This is a genomic window from Luteimonas notoginsengisoli (assembly GCF_042648885.1).
Lineage (GTDB): Bacteria > Pseudomonadota > Gammaproteobacteria > Xanthomonadales > Xanthomonadaceae > Luteimonas > Luteimonas notoginsengisoli.
In genome coordinates this window covers 585,925-601,486 of the sequence record NZ_JBHRYF010000008.1, presented here as the reverse complement: position 1 = coordinate 601,486, position 15,562 = coordinate 585,925, and the positions used below count along the sequence as shown (strand labels likewise).

Annotated in this window: 15 protein-coding genes and 1 pseudogene; 6 read left to right on the top strand and 10 right to left on the bottom strand. The window is 64.1% G+C overall.

Features of this window, described 5'->3' with window-relative positions:
* The first annotated feature begins 21 nt into the window (after positions 1 to 21).
* Positions 22 to 933: a DNA adenine methylase gene (locus ACFOM9_RS10565; protein WP_386710074.1), complete on the top strand. Its 912-nt coding sequence runs from the start codon at positions 22 to 24 to the stop codon at positions 931 to 933.
* 66 nt (positions 934 to 999) lie between these two features.
* On the opposite strand, the gene ACFOM9_RS10560 is transcribed toward ACFOM9_RS10565, so the two are convergent.
* From ACFOM9_RS10560 to ACFOM9_RS10550, 3 genes are all read right to left on the bottom strand, one after another.
* Positions 1,000 to 3,501, bottom strand: a complete 2,502-nt coding sequence (locus ACFOM9_RS10560) for a hypothetical protein (protein ID WP_386710071.1) — start codon at positions 3,499 to 3,501, stop codon at positions 1,000 to 1,002.
* A 102-nt stretch (positions 3,502 to 3,603) separates the two neighbouring features.
* Positions 3,604 to 4,206 (bottom strand): hypothetical protein, encoded by a 603-nt coding sequence (locus ACFOM9_RS10555; protein WP_386710068.1) that lies wholly within the window; start codon positions 4,204 to 4,206, stop codon positions 3,604 to 3,606.
* Position 4,207: 1 nt separating this feature from the next.
* A complete protein-coding gene (locus ACFOM9_RS10550; RefSeq protein WP_386710065.1) occupies positions 4,208 to 4,861 on the bottom strand; it encodes a hypothetical protein in 654 nt (217 codons plus the stop codon).
* 965 nt (positions 4,862 to 5,826) lie between these two features.
* On the opposite strand from ACFOM9_RS10550, the gene ACFOM9_RS10545 reads away from it, so the two are divergent.
* Positions 5,827 to 6,102, top strand: a complete 276-nt coding sequence (locus ACFOM9_RS10545) for a winged helix-turn-helix domain-containing protein (RefSeq protein WP_386710062.1) — start codon at positions 5,827 to 5,829, stop codon at positions 6,100 to 6,102.
* A gap of 89 nt (positions 6,103 to 6,191) precedes the next feature.
* Here ACFOM9_RS10545 and ACFOM9_RS10540 read toward each other — a convergent pair.
* A pseudogene (locus tag ACFOM9_RS10540) lies at positions 6,192 to 6,404 on the bottom strand (AraC family transcriptional regulator); the annotation flags it as partial.
* 138 nt (positions 6,405 to 6,542) lie between these two features.
* Here ACFOM9_RS10540 and ACFOM9_RS10535 point away from each other — a divergent pair.
* Both ACFOM9_RS10535 and ACFOM9_RS10530 read left to right on the top strand, forming a co-directional pair.
* Positions 6,543 to 7,970 (top strand): MATE family efflux transporter, encoded by a 1,428-nt coding sequence (locus ACFOM9_RS10535; protein WP_386710056.1) that lies wholly within the window; start codon positions 6,543 to 6,545, stop codon positions 7,968 to 7,970.
* A gap of 185 nt (positions 7,971 to 8,155) precedes the next feature.
* Positions 8,156 to 8,584, top strand: a complete 429-nt coding sequence (locus tag ACFOM9_RS10530; RefSeq protein ID WP_386710053.1) for a hypothetical protein — start codon at positions 8,156 to 8,158, stop codon at positions 8,582 to 8,584.
* 160 nt (positions 8,585 to 8,744) lie between these two features.
* Here the strand turns inward: ACFOM9_RS10530 and ACFOM9_RS10525 are convergent, their stop codons facing one another.
* A complete protein-coding gene (locus ACFOM9_RS10525) occupies positions 8,745 to 9,668 on the bottom strand; it encodes a LysR family transcriptional regulator (protein ID WP_386710050.1) in 924 nt (307 codons plus the stop codon).
* Between the two features lie 127 nt (positions 9,669 to 9,795).
* Between ACFOM9_RS10525 and ACFOM9_RS10520 the strand changes: the two genes are divergently transcribed.
* Positions 9,796 to 10,200 carry a RidA family protein gene (locus ACFOM9_RS10520; RefSeq protein ID WP_386710047.1) on the top strand — a complete coding sequence of 135 codons (405 nt, stop codon included), beginning with the start codon at positions 9,796 to 9,798 and terminating at the stop codon, positions 10,198 to 10,200.
* A 654-nt stretch (positions 10,201 to 10,854) separates the two neighbouring features.
* Here the strand turns inward: ACFOM9_RS10520 and ACFOM9_RS10515 are convergent.
* The 3 genes from ACFOM9_RS10515 to ACFOM9_RS10505 all read right to left on the bottom strand — a co-directional run bounded on the left by ACFOM9_RS10515 (position 10,855) and on the right by ACFOM9_RS10505 (position 13,779).
* On the bottom strand, positions 10,855 to 11,121 hold the full coding sequence (locus ACFOM9_RS10515; protein ID WP_386710044.1) for a hypothetical protein: 267 nt from the start codon (positions 11,119 to 11,121) through the stop codon (positions 10,855 to 10,857).
* 184 nt (positions 11,122 to 11,305) lie between these two features.
* On the bottom strand, positions 11,306 to 12,259 hold the full coding sequence (locus tag ACFOM9_RS10510) for an MBL fold metallo-hydrolase (protein ID WP_386710041.1): 954 nt from the start codon (positions 12,257 to 12,259) through the stop codon (positions 11,306 to 11,308).
* A 134-nt stretch (positions 12,260 to 12,393) separates the two neighbouring features.
* The gene (locus ACFOM9_RS10505) at positions 12,394 to 13,779 is read right to left on the bottom strand and encodes a hypothetical protein (protein ID WP_386710038.1); all 1,386 of its coding nucleotides are present in this window, start codon (positions 13,777 to 13,779) and stop codon (positions 12,394 to 12,396) included.
* A 163-nt stretch (positions 13,780 to 13,942) separates the two neighbouring features.
* Here ACFOM9_RS10505 and ACFOM9_RS10500 point away from each other — a divergent pair, with 163 nt between their 5' ends.
* Positions 13,943 to 14,446, top strand: coding sequence for a M48 metallopeptidase family protein (locus ACFOM9_RS10500; protein WP_386710035.1), 504 nt, complete (start codon positions 13,943 to 13,945; stop codon positions 14,444 to 14,446).
* Positions 14,447 to 14,741: 295 nt separating this feature from the next.
* Here ACFOM9_RS10500 and ACFOM9_RS10495 read toward each other — a convergent pair whose 3' ends face one another.
* Both ACFOM9_RS10495 and ACFOM9_RS10490 read right to left on the bottom strand, forming a co-directional pair.
* Complete coding sequence (locus ACFOM9_RS10495; protein ID WP_027079414.1) at positions 14,742 to 14,978, bottom strand: DUF378 domain-containing protein; 237 nt, start codon at positions 14,976 to 14,978, stop codon at positions 14,742 to 14,744.
* 30 nt (positions 14,979 to 15,008) lie between these two features.
* Positions 15,009 to 15,518: a fasciclin domain-containing protein gene (locus ACFOM9_RS10490; protein WP_386710031.1), complete on the bottom strand. Its 510-nt coding sequence runs from the start codon at positions 15,516 to 15,518 to the stop codon at positions 15,009 to 15,011.
* Positions 15,519 to 15,562: the final 44 nt, after the last annotated feature.

The window sequence follows — 15,562 nt, the reverse complement described above, 5'->3', positions numbered from 1 at the left end:
GGGCGGCAGCCCGGAGGGGACATGCTGCACAATCTCAACCAAGGCGGCGCCTTCGCCAGCCCATTGCGTTATCCCGGTGGAAAAGGACGGATGGGTCCTTGGTTGGCGACGTTGATGCGCGCAAACGGGCTCACAGGCGGTTGCTATATCGAGCCTTACGCTGGTGGCGCCGGAGCGGCATTGTTTCTCTTATTGCAAGGCTACGCAGGCCGCATCGTGATCAACGATGCAGACCCAGCAATCTTCGCGTTCTGGGATTGCGTGGTAAACCGCACCGAGGTTTTTATCCGAAGAATCGCTCGAACCACTCCGACCATGGAGGCACGATCTCACGCCAAGCAGGTGCTCGAGCGAACTGAGCATTACGAGCCCTTGGACGTCGCGTTCTCGACCTTTCTTCTTAATCGCACCAATCGGTCAGGTATCTTGAATGGAGGTGTGATCGGAGGGAAAGCACAAGCGGGCACTTACAAGCTCGACGCGCGCTATAACAAGGAGAACCTTATTGCGCGCATTCGGTCCATAGGTGCGCTGCGTGAGAAGATCCAAGTTTACGGTATGGATGCGCTGGAGTTTTTCGAACGCATAGGCTCACGGCTGCCGCCAAAGAAGAGCTTGATCTATCTAGATCCGCCGTACTACGTCAAAGGATCCCAGCTTTATCGGAATTGCTACCAGCATGATGATCACGTTGCAGTTAGCGAAGTGGTTAAATCGCTGACCCGTCCCGTATTGGTTACATACGATGACGCTCTGGAGATTCGCAAGATGTATGGGGGAATGAGTTGGACGTTGTTCAATCTCAAGTATTCCACGCATCTGAACCGCCCTTTGGCGAAAGAGATCTTGATCTACAGAAATTTGGCGCTGCCCATGCCGCCGGCACTAACCCGCGGCGCAAGGCTGATGCGGGACCCGCGGGTCGCTGCGTGACATTGTGGATGTGCGCCATGCATCTGTATGAGGTCCATCCTCATCACTAGGCATTCTCGGTATGCCTCAAGCGTCTTGAGTATCGAGCGGCAACTCCATCTGATCTGCTGCACTTGTTAGACGAACTTTCAGTTTGAGGGTCGCACCAAGACGTTCGACGGTAGCGCGGAACAAAATCTTGTGTGCAGCCCCAGATGCAGTAACTAGGTCAAATATGTGACCACCAAAAGAGTGGTGCTCATCAAATGTGGAGAGTGTCAAAGTCAACTGTCTCTCGGGAATTCCGCTGGAATCCAGCCGCTGGTCCACGTGAAAGTCGGAATCAAATCTTGGAAGATCGATAACATCCTTCAGCGTTTTGATCTGCTCTCCTGAGCTTGTTAGTGCGTTGATGTCGCTTCTTAAGGGAGGCGGCAGGGACGTTCTAGCGAGCATAAGCCCTTTCTCAAACGCGCCCCTCTTTTCCGTCTTCTTCGCCCTCCGCCCCTCAATTTCCTTCATGTCAATCTTTAAGGCTGACATCAGCGCCTCAGTGACCTCGGCCAAGTCGGCGATTTCGTCCGCAATGTCATCAATCGTCGCAGCCTCAAGAACTTCGAACGATTCCTCCACCACCTTTCGCCTGAGCGAAGCAACTAGAGCGTCACCTTGCAGCGCGTATACCTGTACCAATTCACCACGGTGCACAATGTCGTCAGGCACTTTGTCCCGAACTAGCTTGTTGTACTCAATGGCCTCTTCGGTAACTCCGAACAGATCTACGCACTCAACGTGGCAGCCCTCTTTCGCGAGCATGTAGTAAAAATGGGAGAGCAATCCGCCGCTCAGTTCCACCACATAGTCATTGTTCTTTGCGTGTGTGGCTAAAGCATTGACAAACTCACGCGAACGAATGATTGACTCATCCTGCGGATCCACAACTACTCGCTCAATCACAGCCCCTTTGGCTGCGTCTTGCACTAGCGCATGCCAATCCTGTTGGTTCGAAACACGTCTGATCTGAGCTGAGTTGAGCTTTGTGCGTGGCGCCGCCTTCTTGTAGCCTCCGGGAGTGGGCTTCCATGGCTCGTGATACCACGGCATAACCCGCTGTAGACTTTGTTCATTCGGAATATTGATAAACCACATCACGACTACCGGTTCGCCAGCCTCGATGGCAATTTCTCTTGAGCGCCAGGCAATCTCCTTTACCCAAGCATCCCGTTCAATGCTGCGTGTCCAATCGGGGCCGACTGACGTATGGTGGACTCGCCATTCGCCATGACTGTTAGGCGCGACGAACTTACCTTTGTACCGCTCACGTCTTAGAAGGATCTGAGAGGAATTGAAATTCTTTCCAGCCAGCCGCGCATGCATAGTGTCTACGTCGAATACGTCATGTGCATAGCAGTAAAGGCCTTCCGGTATTCCCCAAAGTGACTCGATCCTTGCGCGCCGATCGTCAGGCGTAGCCTGGCACCACGCGGACGCAACCGCAGGAATAAAGTGATGCCCGATGAGGGCCACTTTCTTGGCGCTACTCAGAGTGGACATGGTTTGGCGGAACTTCCCAAGCAGCCAGTCACAAGCTGCTGATGCAGTCCGAAGTTCGTCGCTTCTAGGAAGCATCTGTCGCTGGCTGGGCTTGAGCCCTTCCGCGTCAGTGCGGAGAACGAACGGATGAGCGCACAATAACTCGAGATCGCAAAGCAGGTCGGAGGGAATGCGGCCGCCATGCAGTACTTCGTCAATGAGATCGCTGCTGACCAACACGTAAAACTTTGGCATTTTATAGCCGAGCTTCGCGTACATCCTGGCGTTGTTTAGCTTCGGATAGCCCTTCATCTCCTTCAGGGTTGAGGGTGTAAATGCCCGCAATCGTTCTCTCGAAATCTCTGGCCGGGGCTTTCGTGAGACCAGTGATCGGGGGTCGACACCCGTGTCCCGATCTCTCAGGAGGTCAAGCTGAACTACCCAAACATGCTCGCCGTCCCAAACCCACTCCAGATGCGCTCGGCTCTGTCCAATCCAAGCCGCCATCGCTCTTAGCGGACGCGGAATATGTACTAGGGCTTCCGACGCCAACGCTTGGGTATCTCTAAGCGAAGCGTCTCGCCACTTGCGCACAGCAACCGATTGGGGCGCACCATCTTCAATTTGATATGTCCAATCACGAGCATGGCGCTGCAAGTGCCGCTCATTCGACAGGTGACCCTTCTTCTTGGCGGATACCCGTGATTGCACAACAAAATGGATGATTTGGCTGTCGCGCTCGGCTTGGAAGGCTGCCGTAGCCTTTAGCTCAGCAATCGTGGCAGACACGGTCGAAAGGCGCGCGACCTGTGACTCCAGTGCGCCACGCTCGCTCATTCCTTCCGACATGCCGCTGGATCGCACCCAGACCTCGTCGGGAAGCTCCAGCCTATGCGCGGCTTCATATATTGCCTCCTGAGAGGCCACTGTTGTCCCGGAAACAACAAAGAATGGAGGCACCCAGGCGGTGGGCATCCTCAACAAACCCAGAGCCTTCAATCCGACCTGCTCGGAGGAAACGTTAGGTCCTAGCTCAATCACCGTGCCACCGGTCACGACTAGAACGCTCCGATTCACCGCTAGCAGCGCTGATGAGCCGTCGTCAGACGACAGTTGGTGCGGTACTAATGCGGTCTGCTTTGCCACCTGTTCCACAGCCTAGTGCAGGCGCGTCCCGAATAGCGTGTCGGCAATCTCCTGCATCTTCCTCGAAGCACTATCTGCAAAGTAGCCGGCTATAAAACCCAACGAAACAAAAGAAGCTCCGCTGGGAGAGTCGTTCACCGTGAACCCGAATAGGCCTGCATTGGCGAGTGCACCGACTCCCAATGCCATCCCTCCGGCAAGCCAAGGAGAGAAGAAACGCCATAGTTCCCTATCCAAATTCCACCATCCCCTTGCGACGACTTTATAAAGGTACTTAAGACCAAATAGAGACCCGCCGAGAAGACCAGCAAAGAACAGATACGAATATCGACCCAGCGTTACTCTACTGCAGCTTTGGCATCCAACGAGATCGAACAAGTCGCCGCGCCAGGTAATTAACAAGCCCCCTAAGCTAAGAAGAAAGACGCAGACGACATATGCGGCATCCAGGCGAATCCTGGCAACCGCAACTGGGGGGTATCTCGATTCCCAGAAAAAACGCTCTCGCTCGTCGTCGTTAATTATTTCGTCGTCAGGTCTCGCAGCTACAGATCGCTGCTCCGCTTCCTGAGCTGCGCTCGAAGCATCATTACCCACCAACCTCTGATCAGCCATCTCACGCCGCTTCCGCAAGCCGGTCGCACAGTCCGCTCAATCGCGTTGCGCCCGCGACAGCTTTATCTAAATGCGGATGTGTCCGATAATCGGATTGCTCGCTGCACCCAAGCTGTTCAGCAATAACGCGCCTGAAAAACTGGGACTGCCCAGCTCTTAAAATACAGGCGCTGCCGACGGTGCTAGCCCCAGCATACGAATTGGCCGCAAATAGATACTCATCTTTGCCCACGCAGCGTTTCAGGTCGGACATCGCGCAATCGAACCACTGTAGGCCTCGGTCGAACGAGGGAAGGAGAGGTTGCAGTAAGAAGTTCAGCGGCACCACGTGAAGATGGGCGTGCGAGGTCCCACAATTGGTAGCTGAGCCTTCGATTTGTCCGCCGTGCTCGAAAATGGCACAGGTTCCATAAGCCGAAGAAACACGCGCCACTGCCTGAGCCACAAAACGATGAAAAGCTGGGCTAGAGTAGTTTGAGAGTAGATTGAGTGAATGATCCCGTGGCGTGACGAGGGTCCACCCTTCGATCATTGCGCCAATCGACGTTAGAGCCATGTGGCTTTCATCTTCCAACCAAGGCTGATCAGCTTTGCCCAAGGCATAGTCGCCCGATGTAATGGCGCAGAAGCGGCAATGCGAAGCGGATGTGCTCATACGCGTTTCCCTTAGAGGGGGTCGAGGCTGCAATTGTGGCTCATCTTCACTCAAGCCGTGGATCCAGACAAATGCGCCGGGACAGCCAGTTCTCGGCTGAAGAAGCACAGTGGAGCGTCAGAGCCAAGGCAGGGGGGGATATGTGCCCTGCTCCCTTTGATCACCGCTACGCCCCGACTCTGCTACCCAAGAACGGGGTCAGGTTCACTTGTCGGCACCAGGCCTTTCCTTGAGAGCGGTCTTGCCTTGAAGGCGTCCGCCAGAAATCCTCAGGCCCGCGGCGCGAAAGGTGCCAGGGCCAATCTTCAGAACGATGTGTGAGGTCGAGAAGCTTGAGCGCAAAGCTCTCGGGCTTGTGCGCAAGGGTCTAGGCCTTGCGCACAAGCCGGAAAGTGCCGGGCTTCGACCGTGGAGGTCGGAACGCCGACCGGATTGGTTGGACGTCCGACCATTTCGGTCGGGCCGCGAACCAAAAACCCTTGCGCGCAAGGGTCCTGGGCTTGCGATTGGAGTCGCGAGGGTCGCGTTTCGGGGTTCGGCGGGCTTGCGCGCGGGCTTTTCGGCCGGAACGCCGGCCAATCCGGTTGGAAGGCCGGCCCTGCAGCCTTGCGCGCAAGGGTTTTTCGTTGGCACTCGGCGCTTTTTCGTTCGCGCGCAAGCCCCGGACCCTTGCGCGCAAGGCGCCGGGGCTTGCGATCGGCGCGGCTGCGGCCGCCTGCGGCGTCGAAGAACCCGGGTTCGCTTCAGCGTGGAGGGAGCGAGGACGGCGGGGCGGCTGCGTTGCCCGCGCCTTCGTTGCCCGCCGCGTCCCGGCGCTGCAGCCGGGCCGGTGAGCCGTCGGGCGAACACGGCAGGTCGCCCGGCCTGCCGGTGATCCGGCGCGGCGCCGGCCACGATACGGGCGCGTACTTCGTGCCCGCGGGCGGGATACGCGATCATGGCGCCATCCCCCGTTTCCGATGTCCATGACGATCGCACGCTATCGCTTCGGCGCATACGTCCTCGACCTGCCCAAGCACGAGCTGCGCCACCAGGGCGTTGCCACGGCCCTGCCTGCGCGCGTGTTCGAGTGCCTGTGCTGCCTGATCGAGCACCGCGACCGCGCCGTCAGCCGCGACGAACTGGTGCACGCGGTGTTCGGCCGGCCCAACGTGTCCGACGCGCAGCTGGCGCAGGTGGTGCTGCGCAGCCGGCGCGCGATCGGCGACGACGGCCAGGAGCAGAAGTCGATCCAAACTTAAGGGGACGGAGGGAATTAACCCGGGGCGTCGCGCTCTGGTGGGTTTCGCTTTGAATGTAAGGGAACGGAGGTAATTGATAATTCCCTCCGTTCCCTTCGGCCGCGCAGGTCCTTGGCCAGCGCCATGCGCCAGGCCAGCAGGTATTCCAGCGGCGCGATGCCCATCGCGCGATTGAAGCGTTCGAAGAAGGTGGACCGCGCGAGCGCGCGGACGGTCCAGTCGTGGTCCGGCCGCGCGTGCATGACGCGGAGCGCGGTGGCCAGGCGCGCATCGGCCAGCGCGCGCACCAGGCCGGGCGATGCGCCCAGTGGAAGGGCACGGAGCTGATCGATCATTCCCTCCGTCCCTTTCGGCCCGGGTGCGTTCCTCCGGTCCGGATGTCGAATCCGCAGGCCGCCATCCGTCGTCTACGGGATCGCCACACCACAAAAAGCCCCACGATGCAGCCCACGCCTTCGACCGACACCGCGACCGCCGCCCCGCCCGAATCGCTCTGGGCCGGCCTGAGAGACGCGATCCGCGGCACCGGCGCCGACTACACCCGCATCCCGCTGCGCCGGGCGGTGTTCCTGCTGGCGGTGCCGATGGTGCTGGAACTGGTGCTGGAATCCACCTTCGCGGTGGTGGACATCTTCTTCGTGGCCAAGCTGGGGTCGTCGGCGGTGGCGACGGTCGGGCTGACGGAGAGCTACCTGTTCCTGCTCTATTCCATTGCGATCGGGCTGGCGATGGGCATCACCGCGCTGGTGGCGCGGCGCGTGGGCGAGGGCGCGGCTGAAGAGGCTTCGGTCACCGCCGCGCAGGCGCTGTGGATCGCGGTGCTGGCTTCGGTGCCGTTCGCGGTGGCCGGCATCGTGTGGGCGCGCGAACTGCTGGCGCTGATGGGCGCCGATGCGTGGACGCTCGAGCACGGCACCGGCTACATGCAGTGGATGCTCGGTGGCAACGTGGTGATCCTGCTGCTGTTCGTGATCAATGCGATCTTTCGCGGCGCCGGCGATGCCGCCATCGCCATGCGCGTGCTGTGGGTGGCCAACGGCCTGAACATCGTGCTGGACCCGCTGCTGATCTTCGGCCTCGGGCCGGTGCCCGCGCTCGGCGTGGAGGGCGCGGCCATCGCCACCACCATCGGCCGCGGCATCGGCGTGCTGATGCAGCTGTGGATCCTGTTCCACGGCGGCAAGCACATCCGCGTCGGCATGGCGCAGCTGGCGTGGCACGGCCGCGTGGCCTGGCAGATCGTGCGCACCTCGCTGGGCGGCGTGGGCCAGATGATCGTGGCGATGACCTCGTGGATCTTCCTGATGCGGATCCTCGCCAGCATCGGCAGCGAGGCGGTGGCGGGCGCCACCATCGCGATCCGGGTGATGATGTTCACGATGATGCCGGCCTGGGGCATGTCCAATGCCGCCGCCACGCTGGTCGGCCAGAACCTGGGCGCGCAACGGCCCGGGCGCGCGGAAGCCGCGGTGTGGCAGATCGGCCGCTACAACATGGCCTACCTGCTGTGCATCGCGCTGGCGTTCTTCCTGCTGCCGGAGGAACTGGTCGGCTTCTTCAGCGACGACGCCCGGGTGGTGGCGATCGGCGCGGCGTGGCTGCGGATCCTGTCGTACTCGCTATTCGTGTACGGCTGGTGGATGGTCAGCGTGCAGGCCTTCAACGGCGCCGGCGATACGGCCACGCCGACCTGGATCAACGTGGTGTTCTTCTGGTTGATCCAGATCCCGCTGGCCTGGCTGCTGGCGCTGCGCCTCGACCTGGGCCATGCCGGCGTGTTCTGGGCGGTGTTCGTTTCCGAGACCTCGGTGGGCTTGTTCACGCTGTGGCTGTTCAGCCGCGGACGCTGGAAGACCGTGCAGGTGTAAGAAGAAGCGGATCAGCATGCTTCCTTGCCGGGCCAAAGATGCTTGCCGCAACGGTGTAGTGGCGTGGAGCGATCCCGGCTTTTCGGACAGTGGAACTGCGGCACAGGGAATGGAGGCAGGTCATCCCATGGACGGCTGGCGGCAGGGACGCGAGCCGCGGCGCTGCATCGCATAAGATTTGCACGATGACCAAGCCGACGATTCCCGCACTCCGCTTCGCGCCGACGCTCTGGGCATCGCTCTGCCACCTGCTGCTGATGGCGGGCGTCATCGTGCTGTTGCTGGGCCGCAAGCCGGGCCGGTTGCGCTCGGAGGCGCTCGTGGACGCCGTACCGGGCTTCTACACGCACGTGTTCAATTTCTCGCTGTCCTACCTGCTCTACGTGGGTGCCGGCTTGCTTTGGCTGATGATGGGCGTGCCGTTGCGCTTCGTGGCCTGGGCCGGTGCCGCGCTGGTCGTGGCGAACCTCGGCTACGAGTTCCTGTTGCCGCTGTTGAACACGCGCGATCCGTTGGACGCGGCCTACGGTATCGCCGGCGCGCTGCTGGGATTCGCGTGGCTGTGGACCGTGCGACGCTTCGGCCTGGCGCCCATTCCGGAAACCGCGCGGTGACGATCTGCGGAGCGTGATCAGGCTTGCATTGGCGCAGCTGGTGTTCGAAGCCTGTTCGAACGGCTCGTCGCGAAGGACGCGGGTGACATCGATCTGGCCAACGCCGCATGCGGCGGCCTTGCTCCCGCGGCAGGAGACGCGCCCGCGGGGCGGAGCCGCTTCACCATGAACGACGTCCGCCGGGCGCGGCGGGCGCCATCAGCTGCGTCACCCAGTCGATGAACACGCGCAGGCGCTGGCTGACATGCCGGCTGGGCGGGAACATCACGTGCATCGGCATCGTCTGCAGCTGCCAGTCGCCGAACAGGCGCACCAGTTCACCGCGTGCAACGTGCGGTGCCGCCATGTAGTCCGGTACGCAGACGATGCCCAGCCCGGCCAGTCCAGCGGCGAGGTAGGCATCGCCGTCATCCAGGGCGATCGCGTTGCGGCCTTGTCCGTCCACCCGTTCCTCGCCACGCTGCAGGACGAACCGGCGGATGCGCCCCGTATTCGGGCGAAGGAACCCGACGCTCACATGATGCGTACCGTCGAGTTCGCGTGGATGGTCGGGCATGCCATGACGCTGCAGGTATGCCGGACTGGCATGGACGCCGAAGGACAGCTCGCCAATGAGACGCGCCACCAGCGACAGGTCTTCCGGCGTGCCACCGCGGATCACGCAGTCGACGCTGTCAGCGATCACGTCGACCTCGCGATCGCTGACGCCGATATGCAGCTCGATGTCGGGATACCGCGCGAGGAAGTCAGGCAGCGCCGGCACCAGCACCAGCCGGGCGAACGGGCTGGGCACATCGATGCGCAGTCGCCCGCGCGGCGCCGCCTTGGCCGTGGCGATGCTGCCCTCGACGGCATCCAGTTCGGCCAGCAGTGCCACAACGCGCGGATAGTAGGCTTCGCCTTCCGCGGTCAGGTTGAGCCGCCGGGTGGTGCGGTTGAGCAGTCGCACCCGCAGGTGCGCTTCCAGATGCTGCACCAGTTCGCTCACCCGCGTGCGGCCCAGCTGCAGGGTTTGCGCCGCCTTGGTGAAGCTGCCGCTTTCCACCACCCGGGCAAAGGCACGCATTGCGTCGAAACGGTCCATGGGCGCGTCGATCTGTCGTTTATTCCGAACAATCTAGACGCCATCGGCCGCTTTATCCAGCAGGTACCGCGATCCAGCATGCCGACATGGCCGCAGCATGTTGCCGTGGCCGCGATGGAGATTCCCCATGATCCGTGATGCCGTTTTTCCGCCCGGCCGCCGCGCGCTGTATGAGCGCAACCATTACTCGCCCGCCGTGCGCGCCAACGGGTTGCTCTTTGTGTCCGGCCAGGTGGGGAGCCGCGAAGACGGTTCGCCCGAGCCCGAGTTCGAGACCCAGGTGCGGCGTGCCTTCGAGAACCTCAACGCGGTCCTCGCCGCAGCCGGCTGCAGCTTTGATGACGTGATCGACGTGACCGTGTTCATCGTCGACCCAGAAACGAACTTCGAGAAGGCGTGGGCCATCGTGCCGGAGTACTGGGGCGAGGCGCCCTATCCGACGCTGACCGGCATCGGGGTGACCTGGCTGTACGGCTTCCAGTTCGAAATCAAGGTGATCGCAAAACTGCCGGAAGCCCGCGGAGCGCGTTGACGCCGCGCCGGCACGGTCGTCGACGGTTGCTCGAATACCCGGGCGTCCTTCGAAGCGGAGCGCCGCAAAGCGGGTGTTGCCCCCCGGTCCGGAGAGCGCCGCCCCGTGCCTGGAAGGCGTGGTCCACGGTGACCCGGGGGCCTGCCATGGCGATTTGTGCCGCGACGAGGTGGTCGCCGCAAGCAGCGCGGTTGCCGTGCCCGGCGAGCGGAGCTGCAACCAGCTGGAAGCAAAACGCCTGCGCAGCGTCAACGCGAGCGACGCCGCTGTCGCGTTCCTGTGGACACCGGCAGGGCGGTTGGTTGCCTCGTGTGTTCCAGGCTGCGGAAGGAGGCAGACGCCGCCCTGTTCAAACCAGGGTCGAACCGCTGTCGTGCCGTGCGGCCGGGACGGGCGGGCGCGGCCGCTCCCATGGCGGCGATGTGGGCGTTCCATCCAGCTTGGGCAGATACGCGGGGTCCTGCGCAAGCTCGGCCGCCGGATCAGGGAAGCGACCCGCGTGCCACTGCAATACGGGTGGGACATGAAAGGCGCTGGTAAGGATCGGGCGTGGCGTTGCCGCGTGACTGTCGGATCCGACCCTCGTTTTCCCCAAAGACGCGGGGCCGGTTTCCCGGCCCCGCGTCCTGCATCCGGTTTGCGTGCCGGCTGCGATCAATCCTTCGCGGCCGAGTCGGTCTCGTCGGTGACCTTGCTATCCGGATCGTTCGGCATCTCGACTTCGATCTTGGGCACTTCGACCGGAACCGTCTCGGTCTTGACGTCCACTTCCGCCGTCTCGACATCGTAGGCCGGCAGCTGGCCGCCCTTCGCGGTCACCTCGACGTCCGGCAGTGCGCCTTCCTGGGTCTGGTCGACATCGCATGCCGCCAAGGCGAGCGCGGAGGTCAATACAAAGGTCGCCGTGGCGACGTTCTTCATCAAATTGCTCATCTTGGTTGACTCCTGCGGTGATCTTCGATGAAGCCTGCCGCAGCCGATGTGGGTAAGGCGTGAGTGCGCAGGCGCGGATTCAGGAAGCTCGAGCGGACGAAGTCTGGTCGTCAGGCAGCTCCCCGTGTCCTGCGCAGGCGCGTCGTAATGGCTGCGTGTCTGGGGCGCCGCCTCAGCGCTCGGCCACCCAGACGAAGCTTTCGCCCTGCGTTTCGAACCGCCCGAGGCCGGGGAACGGGAAGTGCACGGCGTAGACGCGCGTGCCGTCGTCGGCCGCGCGCTGCAGCAGTTCGCGGCGGCGGCGTTGTGCGAGCGGCGCATCCATGTCGTAGGCGACCGTCCATTCCGGACGCTGGACCGAGACCACGAAGTGGTGCGCGGTGTCGCCCAGGTAGAGCAGGCGGTCATCGCCCGAGGTGATCAGGTACGCCGAATGCCCGGGCGTGTGCCCGTCGTCGACCACGGCGGTCACCGTGCCGGGGATGAGTTCCGCGCCCGGCTCGAACGTCGCGACCTTGGGCGCGATCGCGGAGACCAGGGCCGCCGCCTCGGCGTCGGCCTCCATGCCGGCCCATTCGGTCGCCGAGAGGTGGATGGTGGCGTTGGGGAACGCGAGCGCGCCGTCGGGCGCGAGCAGGCCGCCGACGTGGTCCTGGTGCCGGTGCGAGATGAAGATGTCGGTGATTCCGGACGGCGCCACGCCTGCCGCGCGCAGCGACGCAGGCAGCCGGCCGCCGCGCGCCCACTCGACGTCGCTGGCGCCGGTGTCGAACAGCAGCACGCGTTCGCCAGCGCGCACCAGCAGCGGCTGGATGCTCAGGTGCAGCACGTCGGTGGGCGCGCCGGCGGCGGCCAGCAGCGCGGCGACCTGTTCGGTCGGCTGGCCGATCGCGAAGGTCTTGCCGTCGTTGGGTGCGTCGACGTCGCCGTCCTTGAGCGCGACCGCATCGAGCGCGCCGATCCTGAAGCGGAACGCGTCGGCGTTGTTTTCCCGCGCGCCCTCCGATGGGGCGTTCCCGGCAGCGGCAGGCGCCGGCTCTGCGGTGGCCCCGGCGGCTGCGTTCGCGTCATCGGGCTGCGGTCGTGAACAGCCGGGCAGCATCGCGCCTGCGAGCAGGAGGGCCATCAGGACGGTGGGCGGCGACGTGCGGAGCATGGCGACCTCGGATGCGGGCAGGGGAAACGCATTGTGCCAGCGGCCTTTGCGGGCGCGGGCTTACGGCTCTGGCGCGACGACGGCGCGCACACGACATGCAACCGCTAGTCGCCGGTCACGCCCTGGTCGATCCCCGGCGTGAACCAGAACGGAATCCGGTAATCGCGGCGGCGCATCGGCCCGGTCTTCTCGCCTTGCGGATTCCAGGCCAGGCGCAGGTCGTGCCGGCCAGGCGGCAGCGCGCCGATGGGGATGTAGCCGACCAGGCCGCGCAGGCCCAGGTCGCGGCGCTCGATGGGGACGAAGTCGTCGAGCGACAGCGGCTTGCCGTCGAGCGTGACGCGCCACAGCGAGGCGATGCAGTCGCGCGCCTGCGCCGCGGCGGCGTCGCCTTCGGCAGTGTTGCGGCCATCGGCCAGCGCGGTGCAGCGCTCGCGCGCGAGCGGGTTGTCGCGCTTGGGCTGGTGCGGGATGAACAGGCGCAGGTCGGCCTCGGCGATACGGTCGGCGGGGATCATCGGGTAGCGCAGCAGCACGTCGTGCTCGGACCGCAGCGATTCATAGTGCGCGCTGAGCATGCCGTGCTCGACCGCTTCGCTGGTCAGCACGTCGTAGCGGTTGATCATCGCGAACAGGGCCGAGTTGAAGACCTGGAAGCCGCCAATCAGCATCGCCAGCGCGATCACCACGATGTACACCGCCATGAAACCGCGGCCGTTGAGATTGCTCTGCAACGTGAGCTGCACCGGCGCGATCAGGCGCTGTGGCATCACCAGCCCGAGGGCGCGCAGCAGCCCGCGCACCGTGCGGCGCAGGCCGGGCGACGGCTTGCCCGCGGCTTCACGCTGCGCGATGCGCTTTTCCAGCAACACCGGCGCGAGAGCGGCGACGAGGAAGCCGATGTAGCCTGCCACCAGCACGATCCGTGTCGCCTGTTCGCCGCCACTGAATGCCGAACCGATCGTGCCGCCAAGCAGGATCATCACCACCGCGAGCACGCCCACCCAGGCCATGGTCAGCGCGAACAGGATCGTCATCGCGAACAGGATCGACGCCGCGCGGTCGGCCTGGTCGATCGTGTTGCCCAGGTCGCCGACGCGCTGCTGGTAGAACGCCCGCGTCACCGCGCCCATGAACGGCACGCGTTCCCAGCGGATGCCCGCGGGGAAATTGGATTTCAATCCGATCAGGCCAATCCAGTAGCCGCGAATGGCCATGTGGATGATGAAAGCGAATCCCAGCGCGTAGCTGAGGCCGGCGCTGACGATGAAGCCGAACTGCAGCGCGTACTCGAACAGGCCTTCGACGTGGATGGAATTCGCGGCCCAGCTGTCGAAGATGCGGCCGGGCAGGGTCAGCAGCGCGAAGGCCAGCAGGCCGGAGATGATCAGCTCGAGCTCGTCGGTGCGTTCGCGCAGGCGCTCGAAGGCGACGCGGCTGCCGGGCGGTTGGCGGTCGTTGCCGGGCTGCGGCGTCGTCTCGTCGGTCATCGGGATCCCCTGGATCGGGGCAGTCTATCCGCGGCGGGAACCGCCGTCGCCGGAGGACGAAGCGATGACGCCCCCGCCCGACACGCCACGGGTCGACGTCTTGCCGGCGCGTCCAGACCCACGATACTGGACAGCCCTCGCCGACCTTCCCGCTCCTGCGCCGATGGAAACCCCCAGATATCTCGCCGGCTATCCGCCACACCTGATCGCGCAGGTGCGCGCGCTGATGGAGCAAGGGCGCTTGGGCACGATGCTCGGACAGAAATACGGGCAACCGCATACCGTGCGCAACGACGGACAGCTGTACGAGTACGTGCAGGACATGAAGGACCGGCACCTGCGCCAGTCCGCTCCGCTGGGCAAGGTGGTCTACGACGGCAAGCTGCAGGTGATGAAGCACGCGCTGGGCACCCACACCACCATTTCGCGGGTGCAGGGCGGCAGGCTCAAGGCGAGCCGCGAGATGCGCATTGCGAGCGTGTTCCGCGATGCACCCGCCGAGTTCCTGAGGATGATCGTGGTGCACGAACTGGCGCACCTGAAGCAGGCCGCGCACGACAAGGCCTTCTACCGGCTGTGCACCCACATGGAGCCCGACTACCACCAGCTCGAGTTCGACCTGCGCCTGTACCTGACGCACCTCGATGCCACGCGGGGCGTTGGCTAGCTGGCGGGAAACACGGGTCGCGACTTGCTACGCGGCAGTCGCGCGGACATTCGGCATGCGCCGATCCCGCGTCGGGCGCCGGCACTGGAACGCAACGCAGGCATTCGCATGCGCGGTGGGCATGCAGGTGTCGGTTGTCCGCACGCGACGCAGCAGCGTGGCGACCAGGTCAGCGTGGGCGCGATGCCCCGCGCATGTGGTGGCGACGCAAAAAGAATGACCGCCCGGCGGGGCAACGCCGGGCGGTCGGGGAAGGCGCGGGAGTCGCCCCGCGCCGGGAACGCGACGATCGGACTCAGCGGTGGGCGTGGCGCGCCTCCGCCTGGACCTGGCCGGTGCTGGCGGCCCGCATCAGCGGCACGATCTGCCACAGGGCGGACAGGCCGACCAGGGTGTAGACCACCCGGGCCAGGGCGGCGTCCTGGCCGCCGAAGATCGCGGCGACCAGGTCGAACTGGGCGAGGCCGACCAGGCCCCAGTTGATGCCGCCGACGATGACCAGGGCGAGGGTGGTGAGGTTGATCGCTTTCATGTCTCGTGACTCCAGGTGGGATGGCAGGGCTCAGCCCTTGGGCATGAGGACCTTGTCGATGACGTGGATGACGCCGTTGCTGGCCTCCACGTCGGTCTTGGTGACGCTCGCGCCGTCCACGGTCACGCCGTCGGCGGAGGACTGGATGTCCAGGCTTCCGCCCTGCACGGTGGTGGCCGAATCCATCCCGGCCACACGCGCCGCCGGCACGCGGCCCGGCACGACGTGGTAGCTGAGGATCGCGATCAGCTTCTGCTTGTTTTCCGGCTTCAGCAGGGTTTCGACGGTGCCGGCGGGCAGCGCGGCGAACGCCGCGTCGGTCGGTGCGAACACCGTGAACGGGCCCGGGCCCTTGAGGGTGTCGACCAGGCCGGCGGCCTTCAGAGCGGCGGCGAGGGTCTTGAACTGGCCGGCGGCCATCGCGGTGTCGACGATGTCGGCCTTGGCCCGGCTGGCGGGTGCGGCGGTGCCGGCGGGCTGGCCGGCGAAGGCCAGCGGGGCTGCCAGTCCAAGGGCAAGGGCGGCGGTGAGGAGGGACATGAGGCGGGGACGGGGAGTGCGGTTCATGGCGGGACTCGGGTGAG

What these genes read in the sequence shown, in the direction of transcription:
- ACFOM9_RS10565 (WP_386710074.1), top strand. Translation starts at nt 22, where the DNA reads ATGCTGCACAATCTCAACCAAGGCGGCGCCTTCGCCAGCCCATTGCGT.
- ACFOM9_RS10555 (WP_386710068.1), bottom strand. Translation starts at nt 4,206, where the DNA reads ATGGCTGATCAGAGGTTGGTGGGTAATGATGCTTCGAGCGCAGCTCAG.
- ACFOM9_RS10550 (WP_386710065.1), bottom strand. Translation starts at nt 4,861, where the DNA reads ATGAGCACATCCGCTTCGCATTGCCGCTTCTGCGCCATTACATCGGGC.
- ACFOM9_RS10545 (WP_386710062.1), top strand. Translation starts at nt 5,827, where the DNA reads ATGACGATCGCACGCTATCGCTTCGGCGCATACGTCCTCGACCTGCCC.
- ACFOM9_RS10535 (WP_386710056.1), top strand. Translation starts at nt 6,543, where the DNA reads ATGCAGCCCACGCCTTCGACCGACACCGCGACCGCCGCCCCGCCCGAA.
- ACFOM9_RS10530 (WP_386710053.1), top strand. Translation starts at nt 8,156, where the DNA reads ATGACCAAGCCGACGATTCCCGCACTCCGCTTCGCGCCGACGCTCTGG.
- ACFOM9_RS10525 (WP_386710050.1), bottom strand. Translation starts at nt 9,668, where the DNA reads ATGGACCGTTTCGACGCAATGCGTGCCTTTGCCCGGGTGGTGGAAAGC.
- ACFOM9_RS10520 (WP_386710047.1), top strand. Translation starts at nt 9,796, where the DNA reads ATGATCCGTGATGCCGTTTTTCCGCCCGGCCGCCGCGCGCTGTATGAG.
- ACFOM9_RS10515 (WP_386710044.1), bottom strand. Translation starts at nt 11,121, where the DNA reads ATGAAGAACGTCGCCACGGCGACCTTTGTATTGACCTCCGCGCTCGCC.
- ACFOM9_RS10510 (WP_386710041.1), bottom strand. Translation starts at nt 12,259, where the DNA reads ATGGCCCTCCTGCTCGCAGGCGCGATGCTGCCCGGCTGTTCACGACCG.
- ACFOM9_RS10505 (WP_386710038.1), bottom strand. Translation starts at nt 13,779, where the DNA reads ATGACCGACGAGACGACGCCGCAGCCCGGCAACGACCGCCAACCGCCC.
- ACFOM9_RS10500 (WP_386710035.1), top strand. Translation starts at nt 13,943, where the DNA reads ATGGAAACCCCCAGATATCTCGCCGGCTATCCGCCACACCTGATCGCG.
- ACFOM9_RS10495 (WP_027079414.1), bottom strand. Translation starts at nt 14,978, where the DNA reads ATGAAAGCGATCAACCTCACCACCCTCGCCCTGGTCATCGTCGGCGGC.
- ACFOM9_RS10490 (WP_386710031.1), bottom strand. Translation starts at nt 15,518, where the DNA reads ATGTCCCTCCTCACCGCCGCCCTTGCCCTTGGACTGGCAGCCCCGCTG.